Here is a 16,118-nt window from a genome sequence, read left to right on the forward strand (position 1 = left end):
AATTTCTAAACAGGCTCCCCACGGCGGACTGATATTCCATCCAGAGCAGCTGCTTGGTCATGCCCTTGCGGTTTAACTCGGTATCGATATCAAGCCAGCTGGGTAAGGTATTGATAACTTTTCCGGATTTGCCGGGATAGAGCGGGCGGTCGAGGTCGACGGGGGACAGTTCCGCCGGCAATGGCCAGACCAGGTTAGCTACCGTGAATCGGCCGAGGATATCGTGCACGGTAGTACAGCCTATGCCGAGCGCTGCTGCGATAGTGCGATTCGAGAGACGCTGCTCGAATTTCATACGTAAGACATTAATATAGATGCACATTTCCGTTCTCGCTTTCTTCTTTTTACGTGCCATGCCATGCCCCCCGAAAGCTAAAAGTCTCCAGAGTATGACGGAACAGAAGATGAGCGATCGGACAGAATCGGAATCGCTGATCGGGCGACCAGAATCAGTGATCGGATGAAATCAGAATTAGTGATCAGGTGAAATCGGAATCAGTGATCGGATGTGACCGGAACCAGCATCGGGTAATGAACACGTCATGGTCGTTTCTAATTATTGATTGCCGTACGATCATTTTCTTCATAAGCTAACCAATTATCAAGAACGCACCTAAAAGTAAGTAACCTACCTATGAGAAAGGTCTATACACCGGCGACCGCGGCCAATGGGGTGGAACACGTGCTTAAGCTGTTGGAGGGGAGATGGAAACTCATCATACTGTTCCACCTGTTTGACGGGAAAGTGCGGCGGTATTCCGACCTGGAAAAACTGATCCCCGGTATTTCACAGAAGATGCTTGCCCAGCAATTGCGGCAATTGGAAGCGGATGGCATCGTGGCACGCAAGATTTATCCGCAAGTTCCCCCCAAAGTCGAATACCGACTGACACCCTGGGGCCAGGCATTATGCCCGGCGTTAGACACCCTGCTTAAATGGGCAGAGCAGAAGGATGATTTCCCTTCGTCGGCGCCCGCCAGGTAAAACGCTACCAAAGTTCGCCAGCGAATCGGGGCCAAAACGTCAACAGCCGCAGAGCGAAACATCAGGGTAACAGCGAGGCGTGAAAACCATTGGCTACGCCGCGGCCCCCTTGCCGCTGCGGCGAAATCACCGCCCAGCGCGTTGTCGTGTCCGCAAAAAGATGAGCACAACGGTCGTCCTTGCTGCGGGATAACAAGGGCAAAAACAGGGACGCTGCGCTACGGGCCCGCGCCGGTGGGCGTCAAGTAAACCACTTAACGGTGGTGAAATACCGGGTCATAACGAGAGTCTTCACATTTTGCCCAGAGGCTACGGCGGTTAATGCCCAAGACCCGGCGCGGGTGAAACGGTTAACCTGTTAAGCCAGCGGCGACACGACGCTTAATATGTTACCGCATGCGGTGAAGCCGTACCGTTTCAATTACGCGCTGTAATGGAAAGAGCGCTAACGGAACATGCCCGAAGGGAAAACACTCCTATTGCGGCGCAGTTATCCGGCCGGTTTCGATAAAGGTAGCCCGTTCTGCCCCGCATAGAACACCACGAGGGTGACGCCTTCTTTGCCGGTGTAACCGCGATGCGCGCTGTCGACCATCTCTGACACCACTTCTCCGGCCTTAAGCGTGCGTTTTTCGCCATTCGCTTTTTTTTCAACGGTCAAAGCCCCTTTTAGCACATAGGTTGCATTGGGGATTGGGTGTTCATGCCAGGGGAGACTGGTATTGAGCGCCACGGTAATTTTGAGAACGGAAAGTTGCGGTGTGCCTTTAGGGTATGCCTGGTATGCAACCCCATCCCAAGACTTTTCCGTCTCAAGCAGTTTTTCGACGTTAATACCCCCATCCTTATTGCTTTCATGTGCCTGGATTAAAAAAGGGAAGATGAGAAAAGTAGAGCATATACAAATAGATAAAGTACGATTGACGAGTCGCATACGAGATCCTTTGTCTATTTCGGCCGGTGGGTGGTCAAAAACCATACCATCTCCATCACTACAGGGGAAGACAGGTGTGGGGGCCTGCCCGCCCCTCCTTCTGAGTGGCAACACCGCCTACGGGGCCTCAAAGAGAGGGGACATGAAATGCGGACGAGATCATTGAAGGCTGCAAGTGCATTCTCATACCGCACCCCATCATTAACGCTGCATTGTCGCCCTATTGTCACTCGGCCTGGGCAACAGCTGGCGTTCTTTAGCGCACAATCGATGAGGTTAAGCGGTCGATGTCCCCTTCGCCACCGCGGCCTGCGGTAAGATCTACATAATGACGATACCTATGACATCACGGCGCCAACATCCGCTCGCGCGATCTGTCCTAGGGTTCTCGGCATGTGCAGCATTATCGGCCCGAGGGTTGCATCATCCCTGAGAATAGCAACGCGATAAGGGGAAATGTGCATTAGCGTGCCATATAATACGGGCGTGTTATTATCGTAATATTTCACGCTGACCCTATCGCCCGGTGCGGGCTCATGAGGCAGCAAGTGAGATGATGTTTCCACGGCGTAACGGGGCGTTGCCGCTTTGGCGATAGCAAGGGTTTTTGCAGCGGAAATTTCTCTACGCTCTCCTTGGCCGATTAGGCGCATACGCGTTGCCCACGTCTTGATAATCGGAAAAGCATTCATTAGCGCGGCGGTTTTACCCTTGCCGCAATACATGTACTCAATCAATCCATAGAAAGCGGCATCGATGATATCCGGCGCATTGCCGGTTAAGAATGGGCGCCCGTCTGCGAGCTGAGCCGCCAACAACACTAGGTGCAGCCGCAACTTTTCCGCGTTCGCCGGCCACGCGCGCGCCATCGCGTCAACATCGAAGTCCATACTAAGTAGCGCGGAACGGTCTGCGCGGTATTCCGGCGTAGAATCCCGATCGCCGCCGTAAAGCAAATGGGCAATCAGCATCAAGATAGCGTCAGGCCAGGGTGCGAAGCCGAGACCCACTCCTGGCCCGCTGCCGCCAAATACGGTTGGTGTGGGAAAGCGTCGTTCTACTTCGTGGATAATGAGATTGCTGTCAAAGAAGAGATCGGCGCCAATCTGAAGTATAGGTATACGACGATAACCGCCGGTCAGCGTGATCAAATCGTCTTTAGGCATAAGGCCTGGCTGATTGCAGGCATACCATCGAATTTGCTTCAGGCCGAGGATGACCCGGACTTTAGCGGAATAAGGCGATATCGCGTAATGATGCAGAATGATTTTAGTTTCGTTCATTCCTTCATCTCCGGCGCAAACGCTATAAGATCCGTGAAGCGGATAGTGTTTTTTTGCAAGCCGTCCAAAACCACCGCCCAACCGCCGGTACGCAACATCCATTCAAGACGATGATCGCGATACTCACGCTTAAATGCGCCGACGGCCAATGCGGCTACCGCTTCCGGCATCTCGCGATGGTAAGCGTGCGCTTCCGCCAAGGTCATCTTCACGGAAGGCCTCAACTGGGCGCGCGCTAGCCAGTCCGCTATCGCCGACCCTGCTTGGGGTGACACGCCGAACCTTGCGGTGGTCGCCGCAAAAGGAATGGCGCAAAGATCCGCCCAGCCAAAGCCATCGCCGGATAGCCATTCGGCACGTCCCAATTACCGCTCAAGCCAGCGATACATAATGGAGGCATCGTGTTCACCCGCTGCCCGTAATGTCGCCCGTAGCGCCTTATCGCCGCGATGGAAATAATACAGTTCGCCAAGTCCCCAATTAATCGCTTCCCATTGTGCATCGCAAATATCCTCAATCATACGCGTCCGCGCGCGCTAACGGTTCGGCGGGCATCAGAGTGGGCGTTGGAAATTTCTCCTCCAGATACTCGAGGATTATTGTCGAATCGAAGATATTCTCCCCGTCTACCTTAATAACCGGGATTTCCCGCCGCGGGTTGAGGCGCCTGAGTTCCGGGTCATCAGCGCCCGAGCCCATGCCCTCCACAAGGGTTGACGTGAAAGGAATATTTTTTTCACGTAATAAAAGGCGTACTTTTTGGGCATAAGGAGAGCTCGGATGCTCGAATAACGTGATCGCATTCATGATGGGGCTTTCCTCGTGAGTTCTGCTTAATGGGAAACGGGTAGAGGAAGGCGGATTATAAGGGAGCCTTGCTCTGTGCCTCGCCCCTTATGCACTCTCCACCCTCGATATCACACGACGTCTGGCATCGTAACCAAAGGAGAACGAAGCGTCTTACAGGATTGATTGCGTTAAGTGTACAATCGGCTCTTTTGGGTGATGTCGCGGCCGTGGTGTCAGTCCGTTGGAATATGCCGAGAGAAGTGGGCGCGTTGGATGAAAACCCTGTTGAGCGTACAGCCGATGGGCCTCGCCGTCGGCGATGACAGTGACATAGGTTTTTGGCCGGCATCCGCGAGCGCAGCCGGTTATCCCTAATTCGCGGCCATCCTCTCGGCCTTTGCAGCCGGCAACACCTTCTACCGCGGCGGCGGCGCGCTAGGCCTCGTCCCGCGAAGCAGGTACCACGCTAGAATACTTGTCACCATCGCCGTCACGGCGGCGGCGGTGAAAGCCGCGGTGAAGCCTGATGCTACGCTTGCGCGCACCGCGTGCCCAAGCACCATCCGTATCGCCAGGGGCAGATCGGACAATGCGCCAGCGGCGTCCCCGCCGACGATACGGAGATTGACCGCATGCCAATCGGCACTATCGGCAGAAACGACCTGCGTGCCCAACCGCCGCAAACCGTTCTCCGCGGCGGCGGTCAAGATAGCGCCGATGCCGGTCAGGCCCACCGTCAGGCCAATAAAACGCGTTGTCCCGGCGATACCCGATGCCATACCCGCGCGGTCTGGCGGTACAGCGCTCACCTGGGCTTTCGTCGTTTCGCTATTGAGTACCCCCGTCGCCAGCCCCACGATCGCCATGCCGACCATCATTGCCCAATATCTGGCCTCGGCGCAGACCGCCACGGCGAGAACGGCATCGCCAACGGCGACCATCGCCAGTCCAATTGTGAGCAGCGCGCGGCCCGAGAGCCGCGCGGCCAACGCCGCACCGAGGGACGGCCCCACCAACAGCGGCAATGCGAAGGAGATCATGGCCACACCGGCCTGTGCCGCGGACTGATCGAACGCATCCTGCAAATATACAGGTAAAATCGTCATCATAAGCTGGCAGGCAGCGGCATAGCCCAGCATGGCCGCCGCGGCGCCGATGACAGCAGGCGCTTTAAATAAGGTCAAATCGATCATAGGACGGGGATGCCGCCGCTCGGCGAACACAAAAATCACCAAAAGCGCCACGCCGATCGCCAACTTGATCAGGGTCTGGGGGCTCCCCCAACCGACCCGATTAGCTTCGATAAGCGGCCATACCAAGGTTGACAGACCCGCACCGAAGAACAGGATCCCCACCACGTCCAGGCGCGCCGCCTGCGGATCGCGCGATTCGCTTACCGAGCCAAAACCCACCGCCATTAGTGCGAAGCCGATCGGCACGTTGATATAAAAACCCCATCGCCAACCGAGATGGGTGGTGATAAGCCCGCCCAGGATTGCCCCCAAGACCGGCGCGACCCCCATCACGGTGGCCCAGATAGCGTACGATACTGCGGTGCAAAACCGTGGGCAATGACGGCTAAGGAGGCGGTCAATTGCATTGCGCCCCCTACCGCCTGTAGCGCCCGGGCCAGGTTCAATACCAGAAGGTTGGGTGCCAGACCACACAGTAGCGAGGCCATCGCAAACAGCACCAAACCCAGGTAGAGCACCCGACGCCGACCAAGCCTGTCGGCCAAGGCGCCGGCGGGCATCAGCAGTCCAGCAAAAGGCAACAAATAGGCGATTATCACCCATTCCTCATCCGTGAATTCACTGTGTAAATCCCGGGCAATTGCCGGCAGAGACACCGCGACGATGTTAGTGTCTAGCATCGTCATGAAGGGAGCGCCGGCACAGCACAGCAGCATCGCTAACTTGCGCCCGGACAGCCAGCGCGACGATTCAGACCGCGCGCCCGATCGCGTGCTTTCGGCTTGGGACATGATTCACTCCCCCCTTATCTTGGATAATGGGGTAACCTTAATCCCGCAACATGACTGACATCGTGCAGAACCGGCGGCTTTACATGTACGATCCGCTATATTTCTCGCTCGGCAGGCGCAAAAAGCGCTCGCTGAATGGCCACATGGCGCAGGCTAACCCTCTCCGACAGGTCCGTTGCGAGCGCGCAAATGCCGAGCCTAAAGACTCCCTTCCTCTTCTATCTTGCGGCGGAAAGCCGCCGGCGTTATGCCAAACTGGCTTTTGAACTGACGATGAAAGTGGCTGAGATTGGAAAATCCGCTTTCCAGCGCCACTCTAATGACGGGGTGCTCCGTGGTAGCCAGCGCGATGGCCGCTTTTTGCACGCGACGGGCGTTGCAATAGTCCACCAGGCTTTTCCCCGTATGCCCGCGAAATTCACGGGTCAATAAACTTCTTGAGATGCCGAAGCGATTTGAGACCTGTTCGAGAGTGATCTCTTCGGTGAGGTTACTTTCGATCCAGGACAGGATTGCCATGATCTTGGTTTTATGGCGAAGATACGGATGTCCGGTGGTGACATGTTGTTCTTTGGCGTGCAGGGTGAGCAGCAAGCCAACGATGCCCCATTGCATGCGTTGTCCCCAAACATCGTCGTTACCAAAACCGTCGAGGATAGCGTCGCCCAAATGATGCAGCCAACGTTCTTGCCCATCGTGATCGGCAATGCTCACACCGGAACGTACGAGCCCGTCTAACATGGTGATGTGCAGCGGTGAAAGAAATTGGGGGAGGTCTTTAGGTGGAAAGCATACAATTTTTAATCGGCCGATTTCACCAGGCCCAACCACAAACCGATGAAGTGTACCGGGTGGAATAAGGAGGGTTCGCGCCGGGGCAAAAGTCACTTCCTGCCCTTGCGTCAGCATCCGCCCGTTATCGCCGCGGCACAGGACAAGCTGGAACATGCCATGGTCATGCCAAGCGGACGGCTCCGCTATTTCACTGTTAAAGCTCCACAGCATATTCTACCCAATCGTATAGTCGGGAAAAAAGGTGATATAACTATAATGGAGCAAAGGAGTTTTTTCTATCTTGTAACAAGTACCGCGTAGCCGATATGCTATTATCTGTTGGAGAGCACATAGACCTCACGCGCATCCCCCGCATTGGGAAAGGCGCATTAGAATGCGCTTTCCCAAACTGGCCGCTACCCGCAACTTAGAAAGCGAACGACAGGGTGCCAGGCGTCTATCGCTAAACTACTTTGCAAGTTAACGGTAGTTTCTGAACAATCTCGGCTCACTCCCACTCTATCGTCACCGGCGGTTTGCCTGAAATGTCATACACTACCCGAGATATGCCGTCGATCTCATTGATGATGCGGTTGGAAACGCGCCCCAGGAATTCGTACGGCAGATGCGCCCAATGGGCGGTCATAAAGTCGATGGTTTCCACCGCGCGCAGCGACACCACCCAGTCGTACTTGCGGCTGTCGCCCATCACGCCGACGGAGCGCACGGGCAAAAAGACCGTGAAGGCCTGGCTGACTTTGTTGTACAGATCCGCCTTATGCAGCTCTTCGATAAAGATCGCGTCGGCACGGCGCAGCAGATCGCAATACTCTTTCTTCACCTCGCCCAGCACCCGCACGCCCAAACCCGGGCCGGGAAACGGATGGCGATAAAGCATATCGTAAGGCAGGCCGAGTTCCAAGCCTATCTTGCGCACTTCATCCTTGAACAGCTCTTTCAACGGTTCCACCAAGCCCATTTTCATCTCTTTCGGCAGGCCGCCGACATTATGGTGCGACTTGATGACGTGCGCCTTACCGGAGGCGGAGGCGGCGGATTCGATAACATCGGGGTAAATGGTGCCCTGCGCCAGCCATTTTACATCGGTGAGGCTCAGCGCCTGTTCGTCAAACACCTCAACAAACACTCGGCCGATAGTTTTGCGTTTAGTTTCTGGATCGTCGATGCCGGCCAGCGCGGAGAGGAAGCGGTCTTCCGCCGGCACATGGATAATGTTCAGGCCGTAGTGATCGCCGAACATGTCCATCACCTGACTGGCTTCATTGAGGCGCAGCAGGCCGTTATCGACGAACACGCAGGTCAATCGATCGCCGATGGCCCGATGCAACAGCATCGCGGTCACCGAGGAGTCCACGCCGCCGGATAAGCCGAGGATAACCCGATCGTCGCCGACCTGCTCGCGAATGCGCGTCACCGCATCTTCGATAATTTTGGCCGGCGTCCACAGCTGGTCGCATTGGCAAATATCGAGCACGAAGCGCTCCAGCATGCGCTGTCCCTGGCGAGTATGGGTGACTTCGGGGTGGAATTGCACGCCGTAAAAGCGTTTTTCTTCATTGGCCATAATGGCGAACGGGCAGGTTTCGGTGCTGGCGACGGTGACAAAATCCGCCGGAATGGCGGTAACCTTGTCACCATGGCTCATCCAAACATCCAGCAGCGGCGCGCCGCCGGTGCCGATGTCGTCCTGGATGTCGCGCACCAGCAAACTGTCGGTCAACACTTCTACCTGGGCATAACCAAATTCGCGCTGGGAAGAGCCCTGCACTTTACCGCCGAGCTGCATCGCCATGGTTTGCATGCCGTAGCAAACGCCCAGCACCGGCACGCCCGCTTGAAACACATAGTCCGGCGCGCGCGGGCTGTCTTGCTCGGTGGTGCTTTTCGGGCCGCCGGAAAGGATAATACCGCTGGGATGGAATTCGCGTATTTGCGCTTCGGTTACATCCCATGCCCAAAGTTCGCAATAGACGCCAAGCTCACGTACCCGGCGGGCCACCAGTTGGGTATATTGCGAACCGAAGTCCAGAATCAGAATGCGGTGTTTATGGATATTTTCTGTCATTGATGGCGTATTCCGAGAGCGTATAGCAAAAAAGGGTCACTGCCCGGCCGGGAAAGTACCGAGCAGAATAGCGTCGGGCCGCCGAGCTGGCACGGCTCGCGCCGGAGAAATTCGTTAACCCATGCGGTAGTTCGGGGATTCTTTGGTGATGGCGACGTCATGAACGTGGCTTTCCTGAATGCCGGCACCGCTGATACGGACAAATTCCGCTTTGGTACGAAGGTCGTCGATAGTAGCACAACCGGTCAGCCCCATACAGGAACGCAGGCCGCCCATTTGTTGATGGACGATTTCCTTCAGGCGTCCTTTATACGCCACGCGGCCTTCGATGCCTTCCGGCACCAGTTTATCGGCGGCGTTGTCGGTCTGGAAATACCGGTCCGACGACCCCTTGGACATCGCGCCCAGCGACCCCATGCCGCGGTAAGATTTGAAAGAGCGGCCTTGGAACAGTTCGATTTCGCCGGGGGATTCTTCGGTGCCCGCCAACAGCGATCCCACCATAACGCCGGCGGCGCCGGCGGCGATGGCTTTGGCGATATCGCCGGAAAAACGGATGCCGCCGTCGGCGATAACCGGGATCCCGGTACCTTCCAGGGCTTCGACTGCATCAGAAATAGCCGTGATCTGCGGCACACCCACGCCGGTGACGATGCGGGTGGTACAAATGGAGCCGGGGCCGATGCCCACTTTCACCGCGCTGACACCCGCCTCGACCAGCGCGAGCGCGCCGGCGCCGGTAGCAACGTTGCCGCCGATAATTTGCAGGTCGGGGTATTTGGCGCGCGTGTCGCGGATACGCTGCAGCACGCCTTCGGAATGACCATGGGAAGAATCGATAAGCAGGACGTCAACGCCGGCGCTCACCAGGGCGTCGATGCGCTCTTCGTTACCGGCTCCGGCGCCTACCGCCGCGCCGACGCGCAAGCGGCCGTGTTCATCTTTACAGGCATTGGGTTTGCGTTCGGCCTTTTGGAAATCTTTTACCGTTATCATGCCGAGCAGATGAAATTGCTCATCCACCACCAGCGCTTTTTCGACGCGCTTTTCGTGCATTTTGGCCAGCACCACTTCGCGAGCATCGCCTTCTTTAACCGTCACCAGGCGTTCTTTCGGCGTCATCACGGCGGAAACCGGCTGGCTAAGATCGGTGACGAAGCGAACGTCGCGACCCGTAATGATCCCGACCAGTTCATTATCTTCCGTTACCACCGGATAGCCGGCGAAACCGTTGCGCGCGGTAAGTTCTTTTACCTCGGAAAGCGTAGTACTGGGCGTAACGCATTGGGGATGGGTTACGACACCGCTCTCATGGCGTTTCACGCGACCCACTTCCTCCGCCTGGCGTTCGATAGGCATGTTTTTGTGGATAAAGCCGATACCGCCTTCTTGCGCCAGCGCGATAGCCAGGCTGGATTCGGTTACCGTATCCATTGCCGCGGACAGCATGGGTATATTCAGGCGTATTTTCTGAGTCAATCGGGTGCCGAGATCGGCCGTGTTGGGCAGTACCGTGGAGTGAGCGGGAAGTAGCAGAACGTCGTCGAATGTCAGAGCTTCTTTAGCAATACGTAACATAGCAATATCTCACCAAGGTGGATGTGAAACAGATAAAATATTGCCATGGCATTATACAGAACGTAATCGGTTGCCTCCAGCACTATTTTCAAAAAATCCTTGCTTACCGTTTCGCAATGAGTAATATCAATCGATTAAGACTTTGCAATGGAGTTTGATCCCGCTCACATGTCTACCCCGCCCACTTCCCTGATTTTTACCGTTAGCCGTCTCAATAAAACGGTACGCGAGCTGTTGGAAGGCGAAATGGGTCAGGTGTGGCTGACGGGAGAGATATCCAATTTTTCCCAGCCTGCGTCGGGTCATTGGTACTTCACGCTCAAGGACAACCGCGCCCAGGTGCGCTGCGCCATGTTTCGCAACACCAATCGCCGCACCACGTTTTCGCCACGCAACGGTCAACAGGTATTGGTGCGCGCAACGCTCACGCTGTATGAGCCGCGCGGCGACTATCAGCTTATTGCCGAGAGTATGCAGCCGGCCGGCGACGGGTTACTGCAACAGCAGTTCGAGCAGCTTAAACAGCAATTAAGCGACGAAGGGCTGTTCAGCCAGCAGTATAAGCAGCCGTTGCCCAGCCCGACCCGCCGCGTAGGGGTGATTACCTCCGCCAACGGCGCGGCGCTGCACGATATTTTGCAGGTGTTGAAACGCCGCGATCCGTCGCTGCCGGTGGTGGTTTACCCCACTGCGGTGCAGGGGCAGGAAGCGCCGCCGCAGATCATGCGCGCCATCGAAACTGCCAATCGGCGCGCTGAGTGCGATGTGCTGATCGTAGGTCGCGGGGGCGGTTCGCTGGAGGATCTCGGCAGCTTTAACGATGAACGGGTGGCGCGGGCGATTTTCGCCAGCCACTTGCCGGTGGTCAGCGCGGTCGGCCATGAGACCGACGTGACCATCGCCGATTTTGTCGCCGATTTGCGCGCGCCAACGCCGTCAGCGGCGGCCGAGCTAGTAAGCCGCAACCAGTTGGAACTGTTGCGTCAATTACAGTCTCAACGGCAGCGGCTGGAAATGGTGATGGATTATTTCCTCGCGCAGCGCCAACAACACTACGGCCGTCTTCAGCATCGCCTGCACCAGCAGCATCCTCAATTACGACTCGCCCGCCAGCAAACCGCGCTGATGGCCCTGCGCCGCCGCCTGGACGACGGCCACCAGGGGCAACTGCGCCAGGCGCTGCGCCGTCACGAACATTTGCGGCAACGCTTGCAGCAGCAGGCGCCCACGGCGCGCATCAACCGTGCCCAGCAGCAATTGCAGGCGCTGCGTTACCAACTGAGCCAGAGCATAAGCCGCCGCGTTAGCCGGCAAAATAATGCCTTTGTGGTGCTCTGCTCCCGGCTGGAAGGCGTTAGCCCGCTGAAAACCCTGGCGCGCGGGTTCAGCGTCACGACCGATAGCCACGGCGCGGTGGTGAAACAAACCCGTCAACTAAGCGCCGGCGATCGTCTGACGACTCGCTTGAGCGATGGTTGGGTGGAGAGCCAGGTTACCCAGATTACCCGGCAGCCGGCGAAACGCCAGCGGCGCTCAAAGGACTGATGTAACGGCGCGCCCTGGCGCCTTCCCCCACCCGCCACGATGCTCAGTTCATGACCGAAGGTTACCGCAGCGCCGTACGCGCTGCATGACCGCACGCACTTTTACGCCACGCATATTTCTCAGCACACGACCGCGGGATCCACCGCAACATCGCGCGCCCGGCCCATAAAGCCTAGGCCGCGGTGCGCTCCCCACAAGCCTCCTTCCCCCACGCGGGCGTGCCGCCTTGGCACCATGACGCATTTTTCATTATTGGTCCGCTCGTCACGGCCGACCCTGAACGTCCCCCGCCGAACGGGCGGGGGCGTTGCGACACAGCTGGTTGAAGCCCGCGCCGATAGCCAGCAGCAGGCAGGTACCGAGGAAGACCGGGCGCATACCCAAATGGCCGCCGACCTTCGCCTCCGGTACACTATGGCGAATGACGCTGGCGATACAGGGTAGCAGCCCGCCCAACGCCAGCCCCATGCAAAAGCGCAGCGCCACCAATTGCCAACCGGCGGTAACGAACGCCTGCGGGATAAGCAACACCGCCGCCACCAGCAAACAACCTATGATCACTCGCCAATGGCCCACCCTGTCCGCCAACCGTCCGAGCCTGGAGGCCGATAGAATACTACCCAGCGCCGCGGCCGCCATTACCAGACCGGCGACAAACGTCACCTGCTGGCCGCTCACCAGCTGCGCGACATACAGCGTGATAATCGGCTCGATGGACATATTCGCCAGCATCAGCAATGTACCGGTAATCAGCATTGCCATCACCGGCAGGTTGCGCCAGGGGCTGATGGCAGGGGAAGTCACGGCGGCAGCCGGGCGCGAGGCGGTGCCGGGGACTTCTTTCAGCACCACCACCGTGGCCAATAAGGCGATGAAGATCGCCCCGCCCGCTAACATAAAGGTACCGCGGATGCCGATGAGCGGCGGCAGCGTACCGCCAATCAGCGGACCGACCAGATTTCCCTCCATAATGCCGGAGGAGAGCATGCCCAGCGCCCATCCCGTGCGGGCCTTGGGGGTTTGGGTGGCGACCAGGATAGTGGATCCGGAGGCGTATCCGCCCAACAAACCGGCCAGCAGGCGCAGCGCCACCAATTGCCATACGCTTTGCGCCATGCCGAGCAGCGTCATCGCCACCGCCATACCGAGACTGGCCCGGATGAGCATCAGCTTGCGGCCGTAGCGATCCCCTAATCGTCCCCAAAGCGGCGCGGTCAGCGCGGCGGTGAAAAAGGCCGCGCCATAGGCCACCCCCGACCACTCGCTGATAGCCGCATGGCCGGTGACACCGAGTTGCTCAACGTAAAGAGACAGAAACGGTAATAGCAACGTCATCGCGACGATAGTGGTAAAGGAACCAAGCACACAGACGACTAAATTTCGCCGCCAATAATCATTATCATCGGGCGCTATACTACCGTTTTGCATCGGAGCAATCCTTCATCAAGGGTAAGACAGGGAAACATCTTCGCGCTTGGCGCCGCAACGTGGGCGGAGCCGCATGCGCGCCGGGCGTTATTGCGGCGATAGCGATAAATGGAAAAAGAGGGAATCGACCGCCATCAAGGGAAATGCGGCGGGCAGGTCATCGCGGGTAACGGCGCTAAACCCCTGCTTGCGGTAAAAATGCTGGGTGGAAATAAACTGGTTGGTGGTGCCAAGGTAGATATCGCTAATGCGATGCGTGCAGGCATGGGCGCGCGCCTGGTCCAGCAGCCCTGCCGCCACCAACAAAGGCGCACCGCGGTAGCCGGATTTAACGAACATTTTACGTAGCGCGGCCTGGCCGCCGCCGATATCTTTCAGACCCACGGTGCCCACCACTTCTCCCTGGTGGCAGGCCACCCAAAACCCGCCGTTGCCGGATTGGTAAAATCCCCGGATATCCTGCAGATCGGGTTGGTCGGCGACATTGATAGCGATGTCGAATTCTTGTTGCTGGATAGGCAGAATGATGGCCGTCACCGCCTGCCTGTCCCGCTCCCGATACGATCTGATTTCAATCATCTGTCATCCCCTGGCATCCCCTGGCATCCCCAGGCCCGTCAATTGACGTTGCACGCCCCCTCAGCAGCGGCGCCGTGGGGCGAAAGCGCGGCGGGGCAACCTGATTACCCCTGTAGTAATAAAAATCATATCAGCGGCCGGGCAATGAAAACAACTTTATCGCGGGCGGTTCGCCCAGACCTAACATTATGAGATGCTAAAAAATGTATTTTTATAGTATTTAAAACCGTTACTTTATTTTTATGCAGTGGATCACACTTAAAATCCTTGTTATAGCTTTAAAATAAAGATGGTAAATTTTAGTTAATCATATGTTAACCATCAATTTATCATATGATTAATTTTCATTAATTTCAATACATTATCAATCATTAGCATTCGTTACCGTTAGTATCGGTTGCAATTATTTTGTAGTTTACTTAACCGGTGGTGACTAATAGAATCGAAGAGTATTAGCAGACCTCCCTGGACGCCAATCCGAACGAAAATGGCCCGGGCGTCGGCTTCATTTTTTTTAAAAGAGATACTGCGCATGAAAGAGCATTTTATCGCAGCCCTTGGTATGACTCTCTCTGCATCAGCCAAACAGCAGCAGGTTGCGGATAACCCCCCGGTAGACATCGTACTGATTGGCGGCGGAGTCATGAGCGCCACGCTGGGAACATATCTGAAAGCGCTTGAACCGGGCTGGACGATTCATATGTATGAACGCCTGGAAAAAACGGCGGAAGAAAGCTCCAACGGTTGGAACAATGCCGGCACTGGCCATGCCGCTTTTTGCGAGCTGAACTACACGACCCTCACCCCAACGGGTACGGTGGATATCGCTAAAGCGGTCGCGGTAAACGAATCTTTTGAAATCTCGCGCCAGTTCTGGGCCTATCTGGTTAAACAGCATATCCTCACCAATCCGCATACCTTTATCAACGATGTGCCGCACATGAGCTTCGTCTGGGGCGGGGATAATATCCGCTTTTTGCGCCAGCGCTTCGATGCGCTACAAACCAGTACGCTGTTTCGCGGCATGGCCTACTCCGAAGATCCCCAGCAGATCCGCGCGTGGGCGCCGCTGGTCATGGACGGGCGCGATACCTTCCAAAAAGTGGCCGCCACCCGCATGGACATGGGCACCGACGTGAACTTCGGGGAAATGACTCAGCAACTGCTCGCGGCGCTGCAGCTTCACCCTCAGTTCCATTTGCATTTGCAGCATGACGTGGTGGATATCAAGCGCAACGCCGACAACACCTGGAACGTGCGCGTCGCCGACGGCGGCAACGGCGGTCGGCAGTCCACGGTGCGCGCGCGCCATGTTTTTATCGGCGGCGGCGGCGCATCGTTGACGCTGTTGCAAAAATCCGGCATTCCCGAGGTGAACGGCTATGCCGGCTTCCCGGTGGGCGGGCAATTTCTGGTGGCGACCAACCCTGCGGTCGTTGGCTATCATCACGCCAAAGTGTACGGTAAAGCCTCGGTCGGCGCGCCGCCGATGTCGGTGCCGCATATCGATACCCGTATCCTGGACGGCAAGCAAGCGCTGCTGTTCGGCCCCTTTGCCACTTTTAGCAGCAAATTCCTCAAACGGGGCTCCTGGCTGGATCTGTTTCATTCGCTTACGCGACAAAATCTGTTGCCCATGCTGCGCGTCGGTCTGGATAACTTCGTGCTGATGAGTTATCTCATCAGCCAGCTGTTGATGTCAGATAAAGATCGCCTCAACGCCCTGCGCGAATATTATCCGCAGGCCAATATGGCGGATTGGTCGCTGATTGAGGCCGGCCAGCGGGTGCAGGTCATTAAAAAAGACGCCGGCAAAGGCGGTATTTTGCAGTTCGGCACCGAAGTAGTCAGTTCGGCCGACGGCTCGCTGGCGGCGTTGCTTGGCGCCTCGCCCGGCGCTTCCACCGCCGCGCCCATCATGCTGGAGCTGTTGGCGTCCATGTTTAAAGAACAGGTAGCCAGCGACGCCTGGCAGAGCAAACTCAAAGAGATGGTGCCCTCCTACGGCCAGACAATCAACGGCAACCTCGCGCTGACCAACGAGATCCGCCGCTATACCTCCGAGGTGTTGGGACTGACCTTTATCGAAGCCAAGCCGCTGCCCAGCGAGCGGGCGGACGGTAAATGGGAAGGGCTACAGAAAGCGATTTAAG

The 16,118-nt window shown here is 56.9% G+C and carries 15 protein-coding genes and 1 pseudogene; 3 read left to right on the forward strand and 13 right to left on the reverse strand.

Translation table 11 applies throughout. The features are described from left to right. Nucleotides 1-16: 16 nt before the first annotated feature. Nucleotides 17-355, reverse strand: a pseudogene (locus tag SOPEG_RS23225) (IS21-like element ISSoEn3 family transposase); the annotation flags it as partial. A 279-nt stretch (nucleotides 356-634) separates the two neighbouring features. Here SOPEG_RS23225 and SOPEG_RS16640 point away from each other — a divergent pair. Beyond that, nucleotides 635-985, forward strand: coding sequence for a winged helix-turn-helix transcriptional regulator (locus SOPEG_RS16640; protein ID WP_025246196.1), 351 nt, complete (start codon nucleotides 635-637; stop codon nucleotides 983-985). A gap of 490 nt (nucleotides 986-1,475) precedes the next feature. Here SOPEG_RS16640 and SOPEG_RS16645 read toward each other — a convergent pair whose 3' ends face one another. The 10 genes from SOPEG_RS16645 to guaB form a co-directional block, all read right to left on the reverse strand. Then, on the reverse strand, nucleotides 1,476-1,964 hold the full coding sequence (locus SOPEG_RS16645; protein ID WP_236851531.1) for a cupin domain-containing protein: 489 nt from the start codon (nucleotides 1,962-1,964) through the stop codon (nucleotides 1,476-1,478). Nucleotides 1,965-2,257: 293 nt separating this feature from the next. Beyond that, complete coding sequence (locus SOPEG_RS16650) at nucleotides 2,258-3,202, reverse strand: glutathione S-transferase family protein (RefSeq protein ID WP_025246198.1); 945 nt, start codon at nucleotides 3,200-3,202, stop codon at nucleotides 2,258-2,260. Further along, on the reverse strand, nucleotides 3,199-3,567 hold the full coding sequence (locus tag SOPEG_RS27785) for a glutathione S-transferase family protein (protein ID WP_051419833.1): 369 nt from the start codon (nucleotides 3,565-3,567) through the stop codon (nucleotides 3,199-3,201). Before SOPEG_RS27785 ends, SOPEG_RS16650 begins: the two co-directional genes overlap by 4 nt. Continuing rightward, on the reverse strand, nucleotides 3,568-3,723 hold the full coding sequence (locus tag SOPEG_RS28375; RefSeq protein WP_158382442.1) for a hypothetical protein: 156 nt from the start codon (nucleotides 3,721-3,723) through the stop codon (nucleotides 3,568-3,570). Beyond that, the gene (locus SOPEG_RS26550; protein ID WP_051419835.1) at nucleotides 3,716-4,009 is read right to left on the reverse strand and encodes a glutathione S-transferase family protein; all 294 of its coding nucleotides are present in this window, start codon (nucleotides 4,007-4,009) and stop codon (nucleotides 3,716-3,718) included. The genes SOPEG_RS28375 and SOPEG_RS26550 overlap by 8 nt, the downstream gene beginning before the upstream one ends. A 398-nt stretch (nucleotides 4,010-4,407) precedes the next feature. Further along, the gene (locus SOPEG_RS16660; RefSeq protein WP_051419837.1) at nucleotides 4,408-5,514 is read right to left on the reverse strand and encodes an MFS transporter; all 1,107 of its coding nucleotides are present in this window, start codon (nucleotides 5,512-5,514) and stop codon (nucleotides 4,408-4,410) included. Further along, entirely contained in the window at nucleotides 5,514-5,975 is a 462-nt protein-coding gene (locus SOPEG_RS30650; RefSeq protein ID WP_051419839.1) for an MFS transporter, read from the reverse strand. The genes SOPEG_RS16660 and SOPEG_RS30650 overlap by 1 nt, the downstream gene beginning before the upstream one ends. 198 nt (nucleotides 5,976-6,173) lie before the next feature. Beyond that, a complete protein-coding gene (locus tag SOPEG_RS16665) occupies nucleotides 6,174-6,923 on the reverse strand; it encodes a helix-turn-helix domain-containing protein (RefSeq protein ID WP_158382446.1) in 750 nt (249 codons plus the stop codon). A 334-nt stretch (nucleotides 6,924-7,257) separates the two neighbouring features. After that, nucleotides 7,258-8,835 (reverse strand): glutamine-hydrolyzing GMP synthase, encoded by a 1,578-nt coding sequence (guaA, locus tag SOPEG_RS16670; RefSeq protein WP_025246200.1) that lies wholly within the window; start codon nucleotides 8,833-8,835, stop codon nucleotides 7,258-7,260. Nucleotides 8,836-8,949: 114 nt separating this feature from the next. Further along, complete coding sequence (guaB, locus tag SOPEG_RS16675; RefSeq protein WP_038468968.1) at nucleotides 8,950-10,413, reverse strand: IMP dehydrogenase; 1,464 nt, start codon at nucleotides 10,411-10,413, stop codon at nucleotides 8,950-8,952. A gap of 168 nt (nucleotides 10,414-10,581) precedes the next feature. On the opposite strand from guaB, the gene xseA reads away from it, so the two are divergent. Next, nucleotides 10,582-11,958, forward strand: coding sequence for an exodeoxyribonuclease VII large subunit (gene xseA, locus SOPEG_RS16680; RefSeq protein WP_025246201.1), 1,377 nt, complete (start codon nucleotides 10,582-10,584; stop codon nucleotides 11,956-11,958). Nucleotides 11,959-12,222: 264 nt separating this feature from the next. Here xseA and SOPEG_RS16685 read toward each other — a convergent pair whose 3' ends face one another. Both SOPEG_RS16685 and SOPEG_RS16690 read right to left on the reverse strand, forming a co-directional pair. After that, nucleotides 12,223-13,386, reverse strand: a complete 1,164-nt coding sequence (locus tag SOPEG_RS16685; protein WP_025246202.1) for an MFS transporter — start codon at nucleotides 13,384-13,386, stop codon at nucleotides 12,223-12,225. A gap of 87 nt (nucleotides 13,387-13,473) precedes the next feature. Further along, nucleotides 13,474-13,965: a GNAT family N-acetyltransferase gene (locus tag SOPEG_RS16690; RefSeq protein ID WP_025246203.1), complete on the reverse strand. Its 492-nt coding sequence runs from the start codon at nucleotides 13,963-13,965 to the stop codon at nucleotides 13,474-13,476. A 532-nt stretch (nucleotides 13,966-14,497) separates the two neighbouring features. On the opposite strand from SOPEG_RS16690, the gene mqo reads away from it, so the two are divergent. Then, complete coding sequence (mqo, locus tag SOPEG_RS16695; protein WP_025246204.1) at nucleotides 14,498-16,117, forward strand: malate dehydrogenase (quinone); 1,620 nt, start codon at nucleotides 14,498-14,500, stop codon at nucleotides 16,115-16,117. Nucleotide 16,118: the final 1 nt, after the last annotated feature.

It is taken from the genome of Candidatus Sodalis pierantonius str. SOPE, from assembly GCF_000517405.1.
Classification (GTDB): domain Bacteria; phylum Pseudomonadota; class Gammaproteobacteria; order Enterobacterales; family Enterobacteriaceae; genus Sodalis_C; species Sodalis_C pierantonii.

Excerpts from the sequence above, each read along its gene's own strand:
- SOPEG_RS16640 (WP_025246196.1), top strand. The coding sequence starts at position 635 with ATGAGAAAGGTCTATACACCGGCGACCGCGGCCAATGGGGTGGAACAC.
- SOPEG_RS16645 (WP_236851531.1), bottom strand. The coding sequence starts at position 1,964 with ATGGTTTTTGACCACCCACCGGCCGAAATAGACAAAGGATCTCGTATG.
- SOPEG_RS16650 (WP_025246198.1), bottom strand. The coding sequence starts at position 3,202 with ATGAACGAAACTAAAATCATTCTGCATCATTACGCGATATCGCCTTAT.
- SOPEG_RS28375 (WP_158382442.1), bottom strand. The coding sequence starts at position 3,723 with ATGATTGAGGATATTTGCGATGCACAATGGGAAGCGATTAATTGGGGA.
- SOPEG_RS26550 (WP_051419835.1), bottom strand. The coding sequence starts at position 4,009 with ATGAATGCGATCACGTTATTCGAGCATCCGAGCTCTCCTTATGCCCAA.
- SOPEG_RS16660 (WP_051419837.1), bottom strand. The coding sequence starts at position 5,514 with ATGGGGGTCGCGCCGGTCTTGGGGGCAATCCTGGGCGGGCTTATCACC.
- SOPEG_RS30650 (WP_051419839.1), bottom strand. The coding sequence starts at position 5,975 with ATGTCCCAAGCCGAAAGCACGCGATCGGGCGCGCGGTCTGAATCGTCG.
- SOPEG_RS16665 (WP_158382446.1), bottom strand. The coding sequence starts at position 6,923 with ATGTTCCAGCTTGTCCTGTGCCGCGGCGATAACGGGCGGATGCTGACG.
- guaA (WP_025246200.1), bottom strand. The coding sequence starts at position 8,835 with ATGACAGAAAATATCCATAAACACCGCATTCTGATTCTGGACTTCGGT.
- guaB (WP_038468968.1), bottom strand. The coding sequence starts at position 10,413 with ATGTTACGTATTGCTAAAGAAGCTCTGACATTCGACGACGTTCTGCTA.
- xseA (WP_025246201.1), top strand. The coding sequence starts at position 10,582 with ATGTCTACCCCGCCCACTTCCCTGATTTTTACCGTTAGCCGTCTCAAT.
- SOPEG_RS16685 (WP_025246202.1), bottom strand. The coding sequence starts at position 13,386 with ATGCAAAACGGTAGTATAGCGCCCGATGATAATGATTATTGGCGGCGA.
- SOPEG_RS16690 (WP_025246203.1), bottom strand. The coding sequence starts at position 13,965 with ATGATTGAAATCAGATCGTATCGGGAGCGGGACAGGCAGGCGGTGACG.
- mqo (WP_025246204.1), top strand. The coding sequence starts at position 14,498 with ATGAAAGAGCATTTTATCGCAGCCCTTGGTATGACTCTCTCTGCATCA.